Origin of the sequence: Paenibacillus sp. JJ-223 (assembly GCF_927798175.1) — a bacterium.
Taxonomy (GTDB): Bacteria; Bacillota; Bacilli; order Paenibacillales; family Paenibacillaceae; genus Paenibacillus; species Paenibacillus hubeiensis.
This window is the reverse complement of sequence record NZ_CAKMMP010000021.1, coordinates 1-20,031: the sequence shown is the minus strand read 5'-3', so window position 1 is coordinate 20,031 and position 20,031 is coordinate 1. Positions and strand designations below refer to the sequence as shown.

At 51.0% G+C, this 20,031-nt stretch carries 17 protein-coding genes; 16 read left to right on the top strand and 1 reads right to left on the bottom strand.

Features of this window, described 5'->3' with window-relative positions:
* Positions 1-115: 115 nt before the first annotated feature.
* From L6H98_RS27860 to L6H98_RS27785, 16 genes are all read left to right on the top strand, one after another.
* On the top strand, positions 116-562 hold the full coding sequence (locus tag L6H98_RS27860; protein ID WP_236420965.1) for a tellurite resistance TerB family protein: 447 nt from the start codon (positions 116-118) through the stop codon (positions 560-562).
* A gap of 62 nt (positions 563-624) precedes the next feature.
* A complete protein-coding gene (locus tag L6H98_RS27855) occupies positions 625-1,218 on the top strand; it encodes a TerD family protein (protein WP_236420964.1) in 594 nt (197 codons plus the stop codon).
* Positions 1,219-1,296: 78 nt separating this feature from the next.
* On the top strand, positions 1,297-1,872 hold the full coding sequence (locus L6H98_RS27850; RefSeq protein WP_236420963.1) for a TerD family protein: 576 nt from the start codon (positions 1,297-1,299) through the stop codon (positions 1,870-1,872).
* A 152-nt stretch (positions 1,873-2,024) separates the two neighbouring features.
* Positions 2,025-2,606, top strand: coding sequence for a TerD family protein (locus L6H98_RS27845; protein ID WP_236420962.1), 582 nt, complete (start codon positions 2,025-2,027; stop codon positions 2,604-2,606).
* A 29-nt stretch (positions 2,607-2,635) separates the two neighbouring features.
* Positions 2,636-3,880 (top strand): TerD family protein, encoded by a 1,245-nt coding sequence (locus tag L6H98_RS27840; RefSeq protein ID WP_236420961.1) that lies wholly within the window; start codon positions 2,636-2,638, stop codon positions 3,878-3,880.
* 29 nt (positions 3,881-3,909) lie between these two features.
* Positions 3,910-4,644, top strand: a complete 735-nt coding sequence (locus L6H98_RS27835) for a TerC family protein (protein WP_236420960.1) — start codon at positions 3,910-3,912, stop codon at positions 4,642-4,644.
* Positions 4,645-4,861: 217 nt separating this feature from the next.
* Positions 4,862-5,986 (top strand): HpcH/HpaI aldolase/citrate lyase family protein, encoded by a 1,125-nt coding sequence (locus tag L6H98_RS27830; protein WP_290371499.1) that lies wholly within the window; start codon positions 4,862-4,864, stop codon positions 5,984-5,986.
* On the top strand, positions 5,922-7,322 hold the full coding sequence (locus L6H98_RS27825; protein WP_236420959.1) for a phosphoribosyltransferase family protein: 1,401 nt from the start codon (positions 5,922-5,924) through the stop codon (positions 7,320-7,322). The genes L6H98_RS27830 and L6H98_RS27825 overlap by 65 nt, the downstream gene beginning before the upstream one ends.
* A gap of 9 nt (positions 7,323-7,331) precedes the next feature.
* Positions 7,332-8,483 carry a cysteine protease StiP family protein gene (locus L6H98_RS27820; RefSeq protein WP_236420958.1) on the top strand — a complete coding sequence of 384 codons (1,152 nt, stop codon included), beginning with the start codon at positions 7,332-7,334 and terminating at the stop codon, positions 8,481-8,483.
* On the top strand, positions 8,480-9,307 hold the full coding sequence (locus L6H98_RS27815) for an HAD family hydrolase (RefSeq protein WP_236420957.1): 828 nt from the start codon (positions 8,480-8,482) through the stop codon (positions 9,305-9,307). The genes L6H98_RS27820 and L6H98_RS27815 overlap by 4 nt, the downstream gene beginning before the upstream one ends.
* Positions 9,304-10,344: an ATP-grasp domain-containing protein gene (locus tag L6H98_RS27810; protein ID WP_236420956.1), complete on the top strand. Its 1,041-nt coding sequence runs from the start codon at positions 9,304-9,306 to the stop codon at positions 10,342-10,344. The genes L6H98_RS27815 and L6H98_RS27810 overlap by 4 nt, the downstream gene beginning before the upstream one ends.
* 291 nt (positions 10,345-10,635) lie before the next feature.
* Entirely contained in the window at positions 10,636-11,415 is a 780-nt protein-coding gene (locus L6H98_RS27805; RefSeq protein ID WP_236420955.1) for a hypothetical protein, read from the top strand.
* Positions 11,416-11,426: 11 nt separating this feature from the next.
* Positions 11,427-12,530, top strand: a complete 1,104-nt coding sequence (locus L6H98_RS27800; protein ID WP_236420954.1) for a toxic anion resistance protein — start codon at positions 11,427-11,429, stop codon at positions 12,528-12,530.
* A 569-nt stretch (positions 12,531-13,099) separates the two neighbouring features.
* On the top strand, positions 13,100-13,675 hold the full coding sequence (locus L6H98_RS27795) for a hypothetical protein (RefSeq protein ID WP_236420953.1): 576 nt from the start codon (positions 13,100-13,102) through the stop codon (positions 13,673-13,675).
* Between the two features lie 265 nt (positions 13,676-13,940).
* Positions 13,941-15,725: an ABC transporter ATP-binding protein gene (locus L6H98_RS27790; protein WP_236420952.1), complete on the top strand. Its 1,785-nt coding sequence runs from the start codon at positions 13,941-13,943 to the stop codon at positions 15,723-15,725.
* Positions 15,706-17,550, top strand: coding sequence for an ABC transporter ATP-binding protein (locus L6H98_RS27785; RefSeq protein WP_236420951.1), 1,845 nt, complete (start codon positions 15,706-15,708; stop codon positions 17,548-17,550). The genes L6H98_RS27790 and L6H98_RS27785 overlap by 20 nt, the downstream gene beginning before the upstream one ends.
* Before the next feature lie 70 nt (positions 17,551-17,620).
* Here L6H98_RS27785 and L6H98_RS27780 read toward each other — a convergent pair whose 3' ends face one another.
* Complete coding sequence (locus L6H98_RS27780; RefSeq protein WP_236420950.1) at positions 17,621-19,606, bottom strand: DUF4832 domain-containing protein; 1,986 nt, start codon at positions 19,604-19,606, stop codon at positions 17,621-17,623.
* Positions 19,607-20,031 lie beyond the last annotated feature (425 nt).

Below are 20,031 nucleotides of genomic sequence, written 5' to 3'. Positions count from 1 at the left end.
GAGTATAGTAGAGGAATAATTTAACTTTGATTTCTATCATTTTTTAGATGAGAAATTGCATGTTTTAATCTCTTGAATTTTCGTAAATATGAAAAAAGGTAGATGGAGGATCAGGATGAGCTCTTTTCGTAACTGGTTGAATACAGCTAAACAGGGACTTGAGGACCAAGTCAAAAAGTTTAAAAACAAAGATTTTATGGATGCCGTTGTTGCTGGCTGCGCATTGGTAGCGTTTGCGGACGGCACGATCGACGCATCGGAGAAGAACAAGATGGCCGGATACATCAATTTGAGCCAAGAATTGAAAGTATTCGACATGGCTGTCGTGATCGAGCGTTTCAATTACTACGTGTCTAACTTCGAGTTTTCACCGCAGATCGGGAAACAAGAGGCATTAAAAGCGATCGGCAAGTTTAAATCCAAACCTGAAGTTGCTCGGGTCATTGTAGGTGTGTGCAGCGCCATTGGTGCAGCAGACGGGAATTTCGACGATCAGGAACGGCAAGTTGTAGCCGAGATATGCACGGTGCTTGGTCTGAATCCAGGCGAATTCAACCTTTAATACAGGCTGAAAGACAGACTTCGGGATGGCTTTGAATCATTATTGAAAGGAGGTGAGTATCAGTGGCTGGAATCAGTCTGGTTAAAGGACAGAAGATTGACCTGACCAAAGGAAAGACAGGCCTGACTCACATCATTGCCGGATTGGGATGGGATCCTGTCGTGGCCCGTGGTTTTTTCGGAAGAAAGAAACAGGCGGACATCGATTGTGACGCCTCGGCCATTTTGCTTGACGATCAAGGCAGGTTAACGAAGGAGAGCAATCTCGTTTGTTTTCATAATAAGCAGAGCGCATGCAGATCCGTCGTTCACAGTGGGGACAACCTTACCGGCGAAGGCGAGGGAGATGACGAGCAGATCAAAATCAACCTGACGGCCGTTCCTGCCGATGTGCACAAAATTCTCATTGTGGTCAACATTTACGATTGCATCAACCGTAAGCAGGATTTCGGAATGATCGAACGTGCCTATATCCGTATTCTCGATGCACGGGGCTCTGAGGAGCTTGTTCGATTTAACCTTTCTGAGAGTTATGCCGGCAAGACGGCTCTCATTTGCGGAGAGTTGTATCGACATAATGGCGAATGGAAGTTTTCCGCAATCGGTGAGGGTGATCATGCGGTACATATCGATGAGTTGGCCCGCCGTTATACGTAATCATATGATTTTAGTTTTGATATAGAAGGTTGATAGCATTCAAGTTCAAACATTATATTCGAAGCGGAGATGAGAATAATGGCAATCAATTTGTCAAAAGGTCAAAAAGTGGATTTGACGAAAACCAACCCTGGCTTGACCAAAATCACGGTTGGACTTGGTTGGGACACCAACAAGTATGACGGCGGTAAAGATTTCGACCTGGACGTATCCGTGTTCTGCGCGAATGCGGCAGGCAAAGTGGAAGGCGAGAAAAACTTTATCTTCTTCAACAACCCGCAAAATGAAAATGGCTCCGTTGTACATACGGGCGACAACCGTACCGGAGAAGGGGACGGCGACGATGAGCAAATCAAAATCGACCTGCCGAACGTTCCGGCGAACGTCGAGAAAATCGCGTTCACGATCACGATCTATGAGGCGCAAGAGCGCAACCAGAATTTTGGTCAAGTATCCCGTGCTTATGCCCGGATCGTAAACGAAGCGAACAACGAAGAGTTGATCCGTTTTGACCTGGGAGAGGACTTCTCGATCGAGACAGGCGTTGTGGTCGGCGAATTGTATCGCCACAATGGCGAATGGAAGTTCAGCGCGATCGGCAGCGGTTACAAGGATGGTCTGCTGGGGCTGACCCGTGATTACGGTTTGCAATAAGTAAGGAACCGTCCGCGCGACTTATTCTGCGAAGCGTTTTTTTCAGGAATAAAAATCGAGGATGAGGATTTATTTCGTAAGACTGTTTGATGCAGGAGTTCCGTTTTTTGGATTCCTGCATCACGAATTTTAAGGGAAGGTAGGTATGAATAATGACAATCAGTTTGGCAAAAGGACAGAGAATCGATCTTACAAAGACAAATCCGGGTTTGACGAAAGTTGTCGTCGGATTGGGCTGGGATACGAACAAATATAGCGGCGGTGCCGATTTTGACCTTGATGCTTCCGCATTTTTGTTGCATGAGGACGGCAAAGCCAAAGGCGCGGATGATTTCGTATTCTACAACAACCCTACAGGCGGAGCCGGCTCCGTTACCCATACAGGAGACAACCGTACGGGTGAGGGCGAAGGCGATGATGAGCAGATTATCGTTGATTTCAGCAAAGTGCCTGCTCACATCCAGCGGATCGGCATTACGGTAACGATCTATGATTATGAGGGCCGTGGCCAGAATTTCGGTCAAGTTTCGAACGCATTCGTGCGTGTTGTGGATGCCTCGAGCGACCGCGAGGTGCTGCGTTTTGATCTTGGAGAGGATTTCTCCACGGAAACCGCAGTGGTATTCTGCGAATTCTACCGCTCAGGCATCGATTGGAAATTCCAAGCCATTGGCAGCGGGTTTGCCGGCGGTCTCGCGGCGCTCTGCAAAAACTACGGTTTGGATGCGCAATAAGGAAGAACTGACAGGAAAGGTGATTGACTATGGCTGTAACTGTCGTTAAAGGGCAGAAGGCGGACCTGACCAAGACCAACCCGGGACTTGCGCGAATGACGGTAAGCATCGGCTGGAACTCGTCTTCTTCGCTTGATCTGGATACTTCCGCATTCCTGTTGGGGGCGAACGGCAAAGTATCCGGCGATGCGGATTTCATTTTCTATAATCAGCCGTCCACGGAGTTCATTACGTACAAAGACGCGGCAAACGCTCCTGCCAAGAAACAGTTCGACATCGATCTAAGCCGCATTCCTGCCCGGATCGAGAAGATTGCGTTCAGTTTGACCATCTATGATGCCGATTCGAGAAATCAGAACTTTGGACAGGTACAGAACACCTTTATCCGCTTTTCCAATGCCGCTAATGGGCAGGACGTATTGAACTACGATCTGGACAGCGGTTTTACGGTGGAAACGGCGATCGTGATCGGAGAATTGTACAGGCATAACGGGGAGTGGAAGTTCAACGCGGTCGGGGCGGGATTTGCCGGAGGACTGAATGCGTTGTGCGGAAATTTCGGGGTGGATGTTGATAGCAGTTCTTCCTCCTCGCAACCGGTACCGCCAGCACCGATTCCTCCTGCTCCGCAGCCTCCAACCCCTCCCGCACCGCCGCCTCAGCCCAAGCCGGAATTGAATCTGAGCAAAATTGAGCTGAAGAAAAAGGGAGATTCCATCAATCTGAAGAAAAACGCGGGCGGACTCGGCGAGATTCTGATCAATCTAAACTGGAACCAACAGACAAGCCGCGGGCTGTTTGGACGCAGCAAAGGTGTAGATTTGGATCTCGGCTGCCTGTACGAAATGAAGGATGGGAGCAAAGGGGTTGTTCAGGCCCTGGGAGAATCCTTTGGTTCACTGAATCGCTTCCCGTATATTGCTCTGGATGGCGACGATCGTACCGGATCGGTCAAAACGGGCGAAAATCTTCGCATTAATGGTGCACGCATATCCGAGATTAAACGGATTCTTGTATTTACGTACATTTATGATGGAGTTGCCAACTGGTCCCAGGCCGACGGGGTAGTCACGATATACCAAAAGGACGGTCCGGATATTATCGTTCGGATGAACGAGTATGGCAGTTCTCATGGCATGTGCGGCATAGCCATGTTCAGCAATCAAAATGACGAGACGTTCAGCATTGAGCGGATTGTCGAGTTTTATCCAGGACATCGCGATCTGGACCGGGCACATGGCTGGAACATGCGCTGGACAGCCGGAAGTAAATAACATTTTGAATTAGCGGAGGCCGCCTTTTCATGTTTAGTGATTTTTTTAGAAGCATTAGCGAGAATTACGGGCATTTCTTCTCTTGGACTGAGATCGTAGCTACATTATCCGATCCGGTGAGCTGGGGGATTATCGGTACATTGATCTTGCTTGAAGGATTACTGTCTGCCGATAATGCGCTGGTGCTCGCGGTTATGGTCAAGCACTTGCCGAAAGACCAGCAAAAACGGGCCTTGTTCTACGGTATTCTTGGAGCGTACATTTTCAGGTTCATTGCCATCGGTTTGGGTACCTTCTTAGTGAAGTTTACGCTGATCAAGGTGCTTGGAGCACTATATCTCCTGTATATCGCGTACAAAGGCTTGTTCAAATCGGAAGCGGAAGAACAGCAGGAAGGCAAGCAATATTCCTTCTGGAGAACGGTGCTTATGGTCGAACTGATGGACATTGCATTCAGTATTGATAGTGTCATTGCAGCGTTCGGCGTCAGCGAACAGATCTGGGTTCTCTTCCTTGGAGGCATCATCGGGGTTCTCATGATGCGTGGAGTGGCACAAGTATTCTTGCGCCTGATTGACAAGTTTCCCGAACTGGAGAAGGCGGCATTCATTCTGATTGCCATCATTTCGGTCAAGATGATGCTCAGCGCATTTGGGGTTCACATCCCGAACGTTGCGTTCTTCTCGCTGTTGATCGCAGTGTTTGTTGGAACGATGATTCTCAGTTCGATTCGAAACAAAAAACAAAACAAAAGCCAGGTTTAATAACCTGTTCACACAAAGATCAAAAATTATCAATCCCTCCGTCATCTTGGAGGGATTGGTTTTTATACTCGGACGGAATCGCAAACAGTGCAGATCGCCTCAAGCTACAGAGCAAGGAGAGGATATTTTGAAATACTTCAGTTTTTTGAACCCGGACGAGGAGGCCTCCCTCTTCTATTCTTCACCAGAACCGTTCGATCGTCTGACATCAAAAGACATGCTGGCCTACGCTGTCGGAGCCGCCCTCTATATGCCGGCCACGCGTCCCCATATTGCGGACGATATTTTAAGCGGCAAACACGAAGGGTTAACGACCATTATTATGGATCTGGAAGATGCTGTAGGGGATGGGGAGGTTGAATTGGCGGAGCATCGTCTAGCACAATCCCTTTCCCGAATTCAAGAGGATCTGCATACGGGAAGGTTGCTTCCGGAACGGCTTCCTTTGCTTTTTGTCAGAGTTCGGACACCGGAACAGTTGGAACGTCTACTTGAAGTGCTTGGAGATCGGGTATCCCTGCTAACAGGCGTAGCTTTGCCGAAATTCGGGGTGGAGAACGGCCAAGCTTATCTCCGTCTGATCCGGGAATATAACCGTCAGAAATCTTCTGAATCCCCGGTGTTGTATGCAATGCCCATCATGGAAACGGCCGAAATCATCTACCGTGAGACTCGTTGGGAAACGCTGGTGCATCTTAAACGTATTATTGATGAATATGCGGAATACGTGCTGAATGTCCGGATCGGTGCAACCGATTTTTCTAGCTTGTTCGGTTTACGGCGCAGTCCTGAGATAACGATCTATGATGTGGCGATCATCCGGGATTGCATTGCGGATATCATTAATCTCTTCGGACGCACAGACGGTGGATACGTCATATCCGGACCGGTCTGGGAGTATTTTAGCCAACGGGAAAGGATATTCAAACCACAGTTGCGCCAGACTCCGTTTGAAGAAACGTTGGGCAGAACGGGCCGGAGTTTGAGAATGAAATATATCACTAACTCGATGGATGGCTTGATGAAGGAAGTGATGTTGGACAAGGAGAATGGCATCGTCGGCAAGACGATTATCCACCCGTCACACATCAAGCTTGTACAGGCTATGTACGTCGTAACGCATGAAGAATATATGGATGCTCAAGAGATCATTGCGCGGAACGACGGTACTTTAGGTGTTTTCAAAAGCATTTACACCAACAAAATGAATGAAATCAAACCACATTTAAGTTGGGCTCGTCGTATTTTAATTCGATCAAAAATATATGGGGTGTTACATGAACAGCAGCACTATGTCGGGCTCTTGCCCAAGCACCAGCACTCATACGTTTCCTATTCTTGATACGTTCAGCGTGACGGTCGAAGCTGCGCACAATCCGCTGCAGATCCCGTTGGAATGCCTGTTTTCCATGGCCGCCCGGATCAACAAAAAGCGCTCTTTTCTGTTTGTGAGCAAGGTACTCGGCAAACATATTCCCGTTAATCCGTACAGTTCGTTGCTGAGCGGCGCGGCACTTGCGGTATTATTATATGAAGATTGCGTGCAGGGAGCGGATGAACGGATATCCGAATGGAAGCGGCAGATATTCAGGGGGATCACGGATGCTGACCATGCGCAGCAAGCTTACCAAGTTTTGCTTGATGCGGGCATGCTTTTGCCGGAAAAGGTTCGTTTCGTCGGTTTTGCGGAAACGGCTACGGCTCTTGGGCACAGCATGTATGAGATGTTTAAGGAACAGGCGACGTATATTCATTCGACAAGGGAATATTTCCCGGATGTGAAGCCGAATATCCGATTCGAAGAGGAGCATTCCCATGCTACCGCTCACCGTTGTTACGCTCTTGAAAGGGAAGCATTGGAAGGCAGCGGGCCTCTTGTTCTGGTGGATGATGAAATCACTACAGGCAATACAACGTTAAACATTATACGGGACATCCAGCGGCAGTATCCGCGTTCCAGGTATTACATTGCATCCCTGCTTGACTGGCGAACCGAGGCAGATGAGCGCCGATTCGCCGAACTGGAAGCCGAGCTGGGAATCGAGATTATTCCTTTGAGTTTGCTTAAAGGCAAGTTCTGGGTACAAGGAGAACCACGTTTAGAACCAATGAAACCGATCCGTCACGACGCTGAACGCACGAATATCAACCACATATCCGTAGCGGACAAGCTGGACTCCGTCATCATGGAATCCGCGGATTCGGAAGGACGCCGCTGCTCCGGTCCCTATGTCAGAATGACGGGAAGGTTCGGGATCCAATCGACTGATAATGCTAAACTGCGTTCGGATCTTTCCGATATCGCCCAGATGTTGCGCCAACGGCGAAGAGGAGAACGAACACTGGTCATGGGCACAGGGGAATTCATGTACATTCCAATGAGAGTTGCGGCGGAGATGGGAGAAGGGATTTATTATCAATCGACTACCCGCAGTCCGATTCAAACGATCGACAGACCTGACTATGCTGTTGTTGCCGGAAAGAGTTATGCTTCGCCGGAGGACCCGACCGTGATGAATTATATCTATAATGTAGTGCCAGGGCAGTACGACGAAATTTTTGTCCTGGTTGAGAGACAGATGCCGAAGGAACGCATGCAGCCGATGATCGATGCATTGTCGGGCCTTGGATGTGAGCACATCCATATGGTGTACTGCGGTATTTCAGAGGAAGGATGAAGCTGGGGCATGAATGTATCCGTTATTGAGCAAGTCATGCAGCGTAAGGTGAACCCGCCTGTACCGATGGGGAGTTATGACCCGTCTGACGTTGTTTTTCTGTTAAAGGACCTAAGTAATGTGAATTTGGAAAAAGAGACCGAGGAACGTGAACATGCCATTCAATCAGGCGTGCATTATTCGGAAATGCTGCCTGTGGAATATCACCCTACGGATGAATATATAGCTTTATTTCATGAAACGCTTGAACACTCCGCCGCGAAAGTGGCTTTGGCTGCCGCCACGGTAGCCGAGATGATTTTGCGGAAGCAGGGGCCGCCACCGGTTCTGGTATCGCTTGCGCGCGCAGGGACGCCGATCGGCATTTTGATCAAACGCTACATTAAAATGAAAACGAATCGGGATCTTCCCCATTACAGCATTTCGATCATTCGTGGCAAAGGCATCGACGAGAATGCGATTCTTTATATTTTGCAGCAGCATGGAGCAGATGCCAGACTGCAATTCATTGATGGATGGACGGGCAAGGGGGCGATACGCCATGTTCTGATGGACGCTTGCCGTATGCTGGAGGAACGATACGGAATCAGACTCGATGACGATCTGGCCGTGCTTGCAGATCCGGGACAATGTTCCGCCACCTATGGCACGCGAGAGGACTACCTCATTCCAAGCGCCTGCCTGAATTCGACCGTCTCCGGATTAATGAGCCGGACGGTTCTGCGGGATGATCTGATCGGACCGGAGGATTTCCATGGTGCCAAGTGGTACAAGGAGTGGTCCGAATCCGATTTGTCCCGGTATTTCGTCGATAGAATATCCAGCTGTTTCGCCGAAGTGTCGGATTTGGCGCAGCGGCAGGCAGAAGACGCGCTGCTGCATCCCCCTGCGGTGACTTGGCAAGGCATGAAGGATATCCGTTCCATTCAAGAGGCATTCGGCATTGATGACGTCAATATGGTGAAGCCCGGAATCGGGGAAACCACAAGAGTGCTGCTGCGGCGTGTTCCTTGGAAAATCCTCATTGATTCCCCCGATAATCCGAATTTGAAGCACATCATGCTGCTTGCGAAGGATCGTAACGTTCCTGTGGAAGTATTTCCCGGACTAACGTACTCCTGTTGCGGAATCATTCAATCGGTTAAGGGGGGAGGAGAATGATCTATGCCAGCGATTTGGATCAGACGTTGATCTATTCCCGCCGTTCGATGGGAGTGTCGGAAGAAACCCCTGGGCTTTTGCCTGCGGAATGGATTAAGGGGGAACTGTCCGCTTATATGTCTGAAGTTGCCCTGAGGCAGCTTCAGGCGCTTGCAGAAGAGGTTACCTTTGTCCCGGTGACGACCCGGACAGTCGAACAGTATAAGCGGATTGCTATTTTTCAACAAGACCTCTTGCCGTCCTTTGCCATCACCAGCAATGGTGGAAATATTCTGGTCGACGGACTTGTTGATCAAACGTGGCATAAGCGTGTTCGGGCCAGGCTGATGGAAGAGTCCGCAGCGCCCGAAGAAGCGAGACGACTTATTGAACCCATACTGAATACGGATTGGGTGGCCGGAGAACGATTGTGCGACGGGCTGTTCTACGCATACGTCATTCATCGGGATCGCATGCCGCTGGAGGCAGTCATGGAAAAGATCGAACAGCTTGGGCGCTTGGGCTGGGAAGCTTCCATTCAGGGGCGCAAATTATACCTTGTTCCCTCGGCGGTGAACAAGTGGGATGCCGTGGCTTATGTGCGAGAGCAGGTTGGAGGCGGGCCGGTCCTTGCCTCAGGGGATTCTTTGCTGGATCGCTGCCTCCTGGATGCTGCCGACTATGCGATAGCCCCGCGGCATGGCGAGTTATATCGGGAGAAGCAGCGCTATCCTGAACAAATCCCATATCGTTTTACGGAACAAGCCGGCATATTTGCGGCAAACGAGATCGTGGATTATGTACGGACAACACATCAAGCATTGACGGGAGAGGCTGCCTCATGAGCAAAGTGCGCATTTATTTTAATCGCTGGTTCTCGGTTGCATATCACTACATGAATTTGATCCGTAACAACGAGGATGGGATGCCGTTCGAAATTTACGGCACACATTCCGATCCTGGAAATATGGCGCTGCAGGGATGCGATTATGCGGAAGTGGAACCGAAAGTCACTGGAAGGGAATATGTAGATTTCTGTCTGGACTTTTGCCGCCGACACCAAATTGATGTCTTTATCCCTCGCTGGAACATGCTTGATATAAGCAGGCATGTGCACCTGTTCGAAGAGATCGGCACCAAAGTCATCGTCTGTACGGATACAGAGCTTTTGGAGCAGCTTATGGAGAAGGACCGGTTCTACGAGTCCGTCCGGGAGAAAGGAATCATGAGCATTCCCGAGTACTTCACGGCAAGCAATGCCGCCGAGTTTCGGGAAGCGTACGAAGCCCTCTCTGCCCGTGGGCACGAAGTATGCTTCAAGCCCTGCAACGGGGAAGGCGGGATGGGCTTCCGGGTGATCGATAACAGCCGGGATCGATTGCAGGAGCTGTTCGGCCATGCGCAGAACCGCATTTCTTATCCAGACGCGCTTGATGCGTTCTCCTCGGTGGAATCTTTCCCTAAAACGATGGTAATGGAACGGTTAGAGGGCTACGAGTACAGCATCGACTGCCTTGCGGGCGGGAATGGAGATCTGCTCGCCGCCGTGCCGCGCCGTAAGGCAGGCGGACGTTTGCGATTGCTGGAGGAGCATCCCGAACTGCTGAAAATTGCGCAGGATGTGGCGGAGGCATACCGCATTCCTTACAATTTCAACATCCAGATGAAATACCGCGGAGACGTCCCCAAACTGCTGGAAATCAATCCGCGTATGTCGGGTGGCCTGCATGTATCCTGTCTATCGGGAATCAATTTTCCGTATTTGGCCGTAAAGCTTGCTTTGGGATACGAAGTTGGGCCTTTGCAGCCGAAGTACGGCATTCTTGGCAGCCATGTCGAACAGCCGCTGGTTATTGATCCGGGAAAGGTCGTCGGTACTTAGGACTGCTTTCCATAGTTTGACACTTTCTGAACGGTTTTTTTATAATATCAGAAAAGATTACACGTCGAAGAATAGGCATCCTGATATTGCAAGAAAATCTACAGCTAAGGGCGGTCTGTCTACAGTGGGGATGCGTCGATGGGTGATTTTCTTATAATATCAGAAAGCTTGCACCTCGAAGAATAGGCATCCTGATATTGCAAGAAAATCTACGACTAAGGGCGGTCTGTCTACTGAGAGGGTGCGTCGCGGTTGGCGTTGCAGGTGCTGTTATAGTCAGGAGGACTAATCATGTTACGGAAAACAAAAATCGGATGGGGAGCGCTAATCGGATATGTCGTCGCTGCGGTCAGCAGTCCTTTTGTTCCCGAATTTGTGTCCTGGGCCATTCCCGCAGTGACCACATTGGTTGCCGGAATGTTACCGTCTGCTGCACCCCGGTCACGGAGTGCTTCCGAAGACGCAGCTCGCCTGAATGATGATCGTCGTGGAAATCGTGCCAACCAAAAGAACTTGCAGGATTGGCAGCCAGGTGGAAGCACGGACAATGGGGAGCGTCAGAGAAGCCCTCAGGGACAAGCGGGTGATGGTCAGCAAACAGCAGCTTCGGTCAGATTCGGGCAGGAGCCCCCAGCTCAAGACCAGGGAGCTGCCGAAATCAGTAAGCTTGATCCTGTGTTTGGTCCCGTCATCGAGTACCTTGAGGTTCTGGAAGACATGGTTATTTCCGAAGGGCAAAAGAATGAACTGGATAACGAAATCGTTGAGAAGTCCTTGGCATTATTCGCGCGTTTGCAGCGTGTCATTCCTGCTCTGAACGAGTTGAATAACGGGGATATTAACCATATGGTGCGGCGATTGATTCTAAAAGACCTGAACGGATTAATCAATCCGTTCTTGCGCCTGAGCGGCGATGCGAAACGTACGAACCGGCGAACATTGCTGGGCGGTTTGAAGGATGTGGATTCAAAAATATCCGAAATTGTATCAACCATCGAGCATAAAGATCTGATGGAGCTGCAGAACAAGGCAGAGCTGATTCATCAGCGATACAACGGATCGGAGCTATAGGAGGGAACGACATGGCTACGGAATTGCTTCAATTAAAACAGGAAGACGAGCAGCGCATACAACAGGAGGCAGCTCAGCTGATCCAAAAGGTGGCGCAGAGCGATGCACTCCAACTGGACACGCTTATGGACGATATCGGCAAGCTTGGCGTCAAGACGCAGGAAAAGGCAGGGCAGACGCTCAAGCTTCTGGATCGGCCCGTGAATGATCTGATGTCAGGCAACCGAGCTGAAGTGTCCAACATGATCCTGAAACTGCGCGATGAATGCGAGAGCTTGCAGCAGAGCAAAAACGTAAGTTTTGTAGGAAGGCTGCTGCGTAAGAGTCCGCTCAAAAATTACGTCTACCGATACCAATCGGTGCGCAAAAATATCGACAGCATCATCAACGGCCTCCGGGACGGGAAGGATAATCTTGAGGAAAATATCGTAAACATGCGGCAGCTGAAGCGCTCCTCCATGCAGGAGATTTACAATATTCAGACGAAGATTGCCTTCGGCAACCAGTTGAAGGCATTGTTCGAGGCCGAGATTGCCAAACCGGAGAACGAAACGCGCAGGCCACATCTCGAACGTGGATTGCGTAAAGTGGTTACCCGCATACAGTCCATGACGGAAATGATCATGCTGTACAACCAGGCTATTGCCGCTACGGACATCATCAATGACAACAACGACAAGCTCATTGATTCGGTCAATAACGCGATCGACAAAACGGCCAACCTGATCACCGTATCCGCGATGATTGCAATGGCGCTCAATGATCAGGAGAAGGTCATTAATGCCGTAGAGGCGACCAACAAAACGATCGAGGATCAGTTCAAGGAAAATGCAAGGCTGCTGCGTACGACGACGGAACGGACCAACGATCTGTTGTCCAAGCCGGCCATGTCCATCGAGTCGGTGAACCAGGCCATCGGCGATCTGATGTCTGCACTGGATCTTTCCGAGCAGTCCAATCGCAGAATTATCGAGAGCTGCAACGATTATACGGCCAAAATGACGGCGCTTAACGCTAAAATGAGTGAGAGATTGGCTCTGGAAGGTTCCAGCCAACAAGCCATTCGGAGCGCGGGACAGCCGGACCGCAGTGCCATCCAGTCTTTTTTGGACTAATTCACCGCCTATATAAACCGCAAAAAAGATACACACGTTAACGGAGAGGCAGAACCAATCTGGAGAAGCGAAGCGGTCGCTTAAAAGCTTTCTGAAAGAAAGCTGCATCGGAAGCATAGGCTTATCACCGGATTTCCCCTTAGAAAAAGGGAATTTGAAAAAATCTGGGGATAACAGCGATCGGAAGATGGTACTGGACTCGCAGTGCCCTGTGTGATAGTTTAGTGCGGTTTATATAATAACCAAATAACTAAAATCAAGTTTGAAGAGATGTCTCACCGTGAGGCATCTTTTTTGTATATGTTGGACAGGCAGCGGAAATAATGGCATACATCGAATTTCTTCGCATACATTCTGGTAAGGAAGAAGGATCGCCACTTTTGCGGGAGGGATCATACGATGTTACCTATCATTATTGCCGGTATTCTGCTAGTTCTGATCGTGGTAGCCAGCAGTGAAAAGGCAGAGTCTATTGCAGAGTTGAATGAACGCTAATGAACTATATTTTTCAAGCATGGTTTGATAGAATATAGGTAAACTTTGGGAGTTCATGAAGGAGTCTGCTTAAGATGCTGGAGTTTTCATTCGAGATTATTGACGAGACCAAAATTAACATTCAGTACAGGTACGGCAGCGAGATGTTCAACTTTAATTTGTTTTGGACGCAAGAAGGCTGGACGCTGCATCCGTTCGACGGCATTCTGATCGAAAACCGCGACATGTGCCGGCTGATCGTGTCTGAATTGCTGAAGAACAAGGATTTTCATGTCATGCTGGCCAAGGAAAAAATCATGTTATCCCAATTGCGGACCACGATTAACCTGGATCAACCGGATGTTTATGAAGACCGACTATCCGATCGCAGGTTGGGAGACCGTTATGACGAGGATGACGAACTTATGCGATACATAGAGAATCATACTTTTGATGAAGTGCTGCAGCTTGAACTGGAGCAGATTCGGTCACGAGTGGATTTTTTCCAGCAAATCATTCAGCGCATGTTCATGGAAGGCATTGGACCGGAGGATGCTGACTTTGCCAAGGTACAAGCCTTAATTCGCATTTATAAAGAGACTGGCGAGAAGTTTGAGCGCATGAATGGTTATGATCCGGGTTACGGGGACCATGACCGCAGAAGATGGTAGACATACTATGAATATTGAGGCCTGGGCGGCATGATTGCCCGGGTTTTTCTTTTTGCAAGGAGGCGTTCTTGGCGTCCATTTCAGGGTAATCATGATAGGGGAAGAAGATATTGGCGGTTCGTTCGTGCAAAATGCGCTATAATAGCCGTATTGGGTACGTGAAATTTTACATAGATTACAAGAAAGGGAACGAACGGAGCGGCTATTGTAAATTTGACGTGTGCTTGGGCAAAGGAACAAGCCCTCCGGGCTGGAGGTATGCATAATGATCAAGCTGTTGGTTTATCTGAAAAAGTACCGAGTCGCCGCGATTGCAGCCTTGGTGATGATGCTGATTGAGCTGACCGTCGAATTGGCCCAGCCTTATCTGATCTCCAAAATCATTGACCACGGGATCCAGCAGGGAGATCTGTCGGTCGTTTGGCTGTGGGGCGGCGTATTGGTAGGCAGTGCCGTCGTGGCCTTCGCCGCGGGCATTGCGAGTTCGTTTTTTGCATCACATGCGAGCCTCGGGTTTGGTTACGACTTGCGGGAGAGACTATACGGCAAAGTGCAGTCGTTCACGTATTCGGTATTCAACCGTTTTGCGACCTCATCGCTGATCACCCGTCTAACCGGGGATATCACCCAAGTACAGGACACAATATTCATGAGCTTGCGCTTCATGACGAGGGTCCCGCTGGTTGTGATTGGAAGCGTTATTATGGCCGTGGTGGTCAATGCGAAGCTGGGGCTGCTGCTGGTCGTCATGGTTCCGGTGCTGCTGCTCTGCGTGGTGTATATGATCAAAAAGGCAGCGCTGCTGTTCCGCAACGTGCAGCGCAGGCTGGATGCCGTTAACGGCGTCATCCAGGAAAATCTGACAGGCATTCGGCTGATTCGGGTATTCGTGCGAATGGGCCATGAGATCGAGCGCTTTGCCGGATTCAGCGGCAAGCTGATGAAAGGCACGATCTCCGCGCTGCGCCTGACGGAGACAACGATGCCGTTCATGCTGCTGGTCATGAACCTGTGCATCATCGCCGTCCTCTGGTTTGGCCGCCGGGACATCGCCGTGGGCCATGCCAGCGTGGGCGAAGTGGTTGCCGTCATCAACTATTTGCTGCGAACCATTGGCGCGCTGTCGGCATTATCGTGGATTCTCGTCACGTTCTCCAGGGCCAGTGCGTCCGCGCAGCGGATTCATGAGGTGCTGGACACGCCGGAGGACGGCATCGATCAGGCTATGTCGGGGCAGCCAGGAGCGACGCCGCATGCAATTTCCAATGCTGTGGGTACCGGGAAGAGAGCTGCCGTTCGGGGCGCAGTCGAATTTCGCGACGTTCAGTTCCATTACCCGAACAGTGACATCACGGTGCTGTCGGACATCAGTTTTACGGCCAAGCAAGGCGAACGGATCGCGATTATGGGGGCCACCGGTTCCGGCAAGTCGACGCTGGTGCAGCTGATCCCAAGGCTGTATGCCCAGGATCGGGGCATCATTCGCATCGACGGCACGAATGCCGACGAGTATGACGTGACGGCCTTGCGGGGAGCGATCGGATACGTTCCGCAGGAGGTTATTCTTTTTACGGGTTCCGTGAAGGATAATATTGCCTGGGGACGGGAAGACGCTACGCTGGAGGAGATTCAGGAAGCGGCCCGTCGTGCCCAGATCCATGAAACGATCGAGAAGCTGCCGGATGGTTACGATACGATGCTGGGACAGCGCGGAGTCAATTTGTCCGGCGGGCAGAAACAGCGCTTGTCCATCGCCCGCGCGTTGATTCGCCGTCCAAGCATTCTTATTTTGGACGACAGCACCAGCGCGCTGGATGTGGCCACGGAGGCCAAGCTGCTGGATGCGCTGGAGGAGCTCTCGTGCACCACCTTCATCATTACGCAGAAAATCAGCTCCACCACTTCGGCCGACCTGATCCTGCTGCTCGATGAGGGCAGGCTGATCGGACAAGGCAAACACGAGGACTTGATGGAATCGTCCGAGTTATACCGCCGCATCCATCAATCACAATACGGGGAGGGTACGCCGCATGTTCAAAGCATTCATTGAACCTTTCCGCCAGCCGCCGCCCCCGGTTGACCCGAACGTTTTCCGGGAAGGCGGAGGCCGCAAGCCCAAAGCGAGGGCGAAGAACTGGTCAGGCACGTTAAGCCGGGTCTGGGCTTATCTGGCGCGGCGCAAAGTCAAGCTGGGCATGGTGCTTCTCATGGTATTGGCCAGTTCGGCCCTTGCTTTGCTGGGTCCCTACATGGTCGGCATGGCCGTGGACCGTTATATCTCCGGTGACGCGGGGGAAGGCGGCTGGACGTTGTTCCTGCTGGCATTGGCAGCAGTCTATCTGCTTTTCTCGCTGACGTCCTGGCTGCAAAACATCTGGATGATCGAGGTCGCCCAGGAAACCGTGTACCGCATGCGTTACGACTTGTTCTCCCACTTGCACAAGCTGCCGATCCCGTTCTTCGGCAAGCGCCAGCAAGGCGAGATTATGAGCCGGGTGACGAACGATATCGAAAATGTGAGCGGTACGCTGAACAGCTCGGCTATCCAAATTTTCTCCAGCGTGCTCACGCTGCTCGGGACTTTCGGGGTGATGGTCTGGCTGAGTCCGCTGCTCACCCTGTTGACGTTTACGGTGGTGCCGCTGATGGCCCTCGGCATGCGCTGGATTACACGCAGAACCGGACCGCTGTTTAAGGAACGCCAGCGGAATTTGGGTGAATTGAACGGATATATTGAAGAAACGTTATCGGGGCAACGGATCATTAAGGCGTTTTCTCAAGAGGAGCGGGTTATTCGCGGCTTCGAGGAACGCAACATGCGAATCCGCATCTCGGCGTTCTGGGCACAGACGATATCCGGCTTCATTCCCAAGCTGATGAACGGTTTGAACAATCTGAGCTTTGCCATCGTGGCCGGGATCGGCGGTATTTTGGCTATCCAGGGTTCGGTGACGGTCGGCGTCATTATCATCTTCGTGGAATATGCCCGCCAGTTTACGCGTCCGCTGAACGATCTCGCCAACCAGTGGAACACGCTGCTGTCGGCGATTGCTGGCGCAGAGCGCGTGTTTGAGGTATTGGACGAAGACGAGGAAGCAAAGGATGAAGGCGCGGCGGTTGCATTGGAGCAAGTGCAGGGTGCGGTCCGCTTCGAGCACGTTTCCTTTGGATATGACGAGGGGCGCAACATTCTGCACGACATCAGTTTTGAGGCAAAACCCGGCGAAATGATCGCGCTTGTCGGACCGACCGGCGCAGGCAAAACGACGTTGATCCAGCTGCTGTCCCGCTTCTATGACCCGACAGGTGGCCTGCTTACCGTCGATGGCCGCGACATTACGACCATTCGGCGCGAAAACCTGCGCTCGCATATGGCGTTTGTGCTGCAGGATTCGTTCCTGTTTCAAGGCACGATTCGCGAGAACATCCGGTTTGGCCGTCTGGATGCCACCGATGAGGAAGTCGAGGCGGCTTCCCGTCTGGCCAATGCCCACTCCTTTATCGTGCGCATGAAGGACGGCTACGATAAAGTGCTGCAGGACGGAGGCAGCGGCATCAGCCAGGGCCAGAAGCAGCTGCTTGCCATTGCGCGCGCGATTCTGGCCGATCCGTCCATGCTTGTGCTGGATGAAGCGACGAGCAGCATCGATACCGTGACGGAGATCAAAATCCAGGAGGGATTGCAGCGGCTGATGCAGGGACGGACCAGCTTTGTCATTGCCCACAGGCTGAATACGATCCGGCAGGCGGACCGGATTCTGGTGCTGAAGGACGGGCGGCTGCTGGAACAAGGATCGCATGAGCAGCTGCTTGCACAAGGCGGGTTCTATAGTGAGTTGTACTACAGCCAGTTGCGGAAAAAGGCATTGCAATAAGGAGAATGCGAAAAAGAGCAGGGTTCTGAGGCATAATGTCCTCTGATCCTGCTCTTTCTTGTCTATCCGTTTACTTGGTTACACTGCTGAGTTTGTATGCGCCGTCCGCGAGCCTGTTCGTATTCGCAAAATCCACCCCGGGTTTATTCGTTGCCGGATCGATGATCGCGATGGCGATGTCATAGGTGCCTGAGGCCAGGCCCGATACGGGGATGGAATCGGTCAGCGTGTAGCTGCCCGTTTTCCAAGTGGTCAAGTTCGCTGACGTTGTCTTTTTGGCAACGACCGTATTTCCGCTTCGCAGCTGAATTTCCACCGCCCATGCAAACGGGAAATGCTGCACGCCTTTATTTTCGATCTGAATCGTTGGCGTAAACGTGTTCCCGGTAATGGTGGAAGGATGAGAGATTTCCTTCACCACGAAGTGGTAACCCATGCGTTTCTTCAAGGCATCGATATTGGCTTGAAGCGCATGATTGAGCGGAAGGGACGCCGGCGAGTTGGGTCCTAGCCAGCTTGGTTTGCTCAGCTCGGTTTGGCGCAAAGTTTCCGTATATCCGCTGCCGCTGGTCAATGCGGCAAGCATGCCGGAAGCGCCCCCGTAGAATTCGCCGCCCGAGATGCGCGTCTCCCAGAAGTTGGCGTGTGCGGGCTGCTGCTGGCCGATATCATCCCAGTACCCGTTCTGAGTGCCGGTGTACCAACCCCAATCCGCATCGAAACTGTCCTTGTGTCCAAACACGTCGTTGAACATGCCCATGATCATGCCCTTGTTGTTGGTTTTCGCCAAAGCGATGCTGCGGCGGATCAAGACCTGCATCTTGTCCTCCTTGCCGGCAAAAGCGTCAATGTAATGCTGCACGTAAACGTTCGAAACGGCATTGGGAGGGAAAACCCCGGTGTAATTGGTTTCGCCATTGGGGCCTACATAAGGCCAGGTATGGAACTCGCCCCAGTGACCAAGAGAACCGATCTGGATGAACGCAACCGGGCGATCATTGGTATTATAGTGTGCCGCAATGGCCTCGATAGCCAATTTATGCCGTTCCTGGAGATAAGAAGAGCTGTAATTCGGCGAAAAGCCCGTATTGTTTCCTGTGCCCATACCTCCGGTTTCGTCGCTGTAAGGTGTTCCGGGCGATTCCCCGCGCGCGACCATATCGTTGTAAAGCCAGTCTGGAATATCGCGGTGAGCCTGACCGGTCGGGCTGTCCAGAATGAAGCGCAGCACCACTTTGACGCCCTTGTTTTTCCAGTAGGCAAAATGATTCGTTGCTTCGATTGCACTGAAGTCATACGTTCCTTTGACGGGCTCCAGCTCCTTCCAGGTAACCCCGGCATACACCAGTCTGTGCGGCTGTGCATAGTCGGTGGATTTGGCGGAAGGGGCCCAGCCTTTGAATGGATTGTTAAGCGGACTATCGAGCTCCAGAGGGTACGCGACCGTTTCATTGCCGGAACCGCCTTCGGAACCGGAGGTCAGCGAATAGCCTGGCAGCGCTTGGCCTGCTGCCGGCAGTCTGGCCGTATCTGAACCGTTATCAATGTAACCGACCCGAACCGTGCTGCCTGCTCCGACCTGCAGGGTGGCCAAAGGAATGGCAACCTCGATGACGGAGGAACTGCGATAAAATTGGGAATTCGTCAATGTTGCGGCCGAATTCCAAACCCAATCGGTGCCGCTGCCGCCATAACGGTATAGTCCTTGATTTTCAAGCAACCATTCGACTCCGGTGGCCGCCCAGCCGGACGCTTGGTATCCTGTCGAGGCATCGTTATCGACATTAATCCAGAAGTTTCCCATAGTCGTACTCAAACCTGAGCCCTGAACGAGCAGGTACAAATTTGTCCCGTCATGGGTTGCTTTAAGCGTCTGAGCCGTGCCTGATTGGCTTGCGAGCGCAGCAATTCCGCTCCAGTCGCTGACGTTGCCATCAATGGTGATCGTGGCGGCAGAAGCTTTTGGAGCAGCCCCAGGCAAGAACAGGGTGAACATGAGAATGAGAGCAAAAACCAATCCGATGGTCCGTTTGCTTCGGTTGAACAATGTGTTCATAGTAAACCTCCTAATACGGAATGTAGGTTATTCGCTTACGCTTTCTCGTCTTGATGTCGTTCATAAGGTGGGAAAAGTAGTTTGCTTTAGTCAAAAAAAACGGAGGAATAGTGACGTTTCATGTCATAGTAATGGCATTCATAGGGGATGAGGCATGAAAAAGTAAAATAAATGTTTGCGGCAAAAACATAAAATGATCGTTGCGAACGACGGGATCCACGTCTACATTGCATTATAGGGGAAGACTGGAAGAGATTCAATCCAAAATTTCTCAAACTATTCATGTATTTTCCCTGAAAATGTAAGGTTGTTTTCGGAAAAGTGATGTATATATCAAAAGAAACATTGATTTAATTTTGCCGCAAAAATATTGGATTTCCCTTAAATTATATAATACAATAAATAAATTGTAAACGCTTAACACG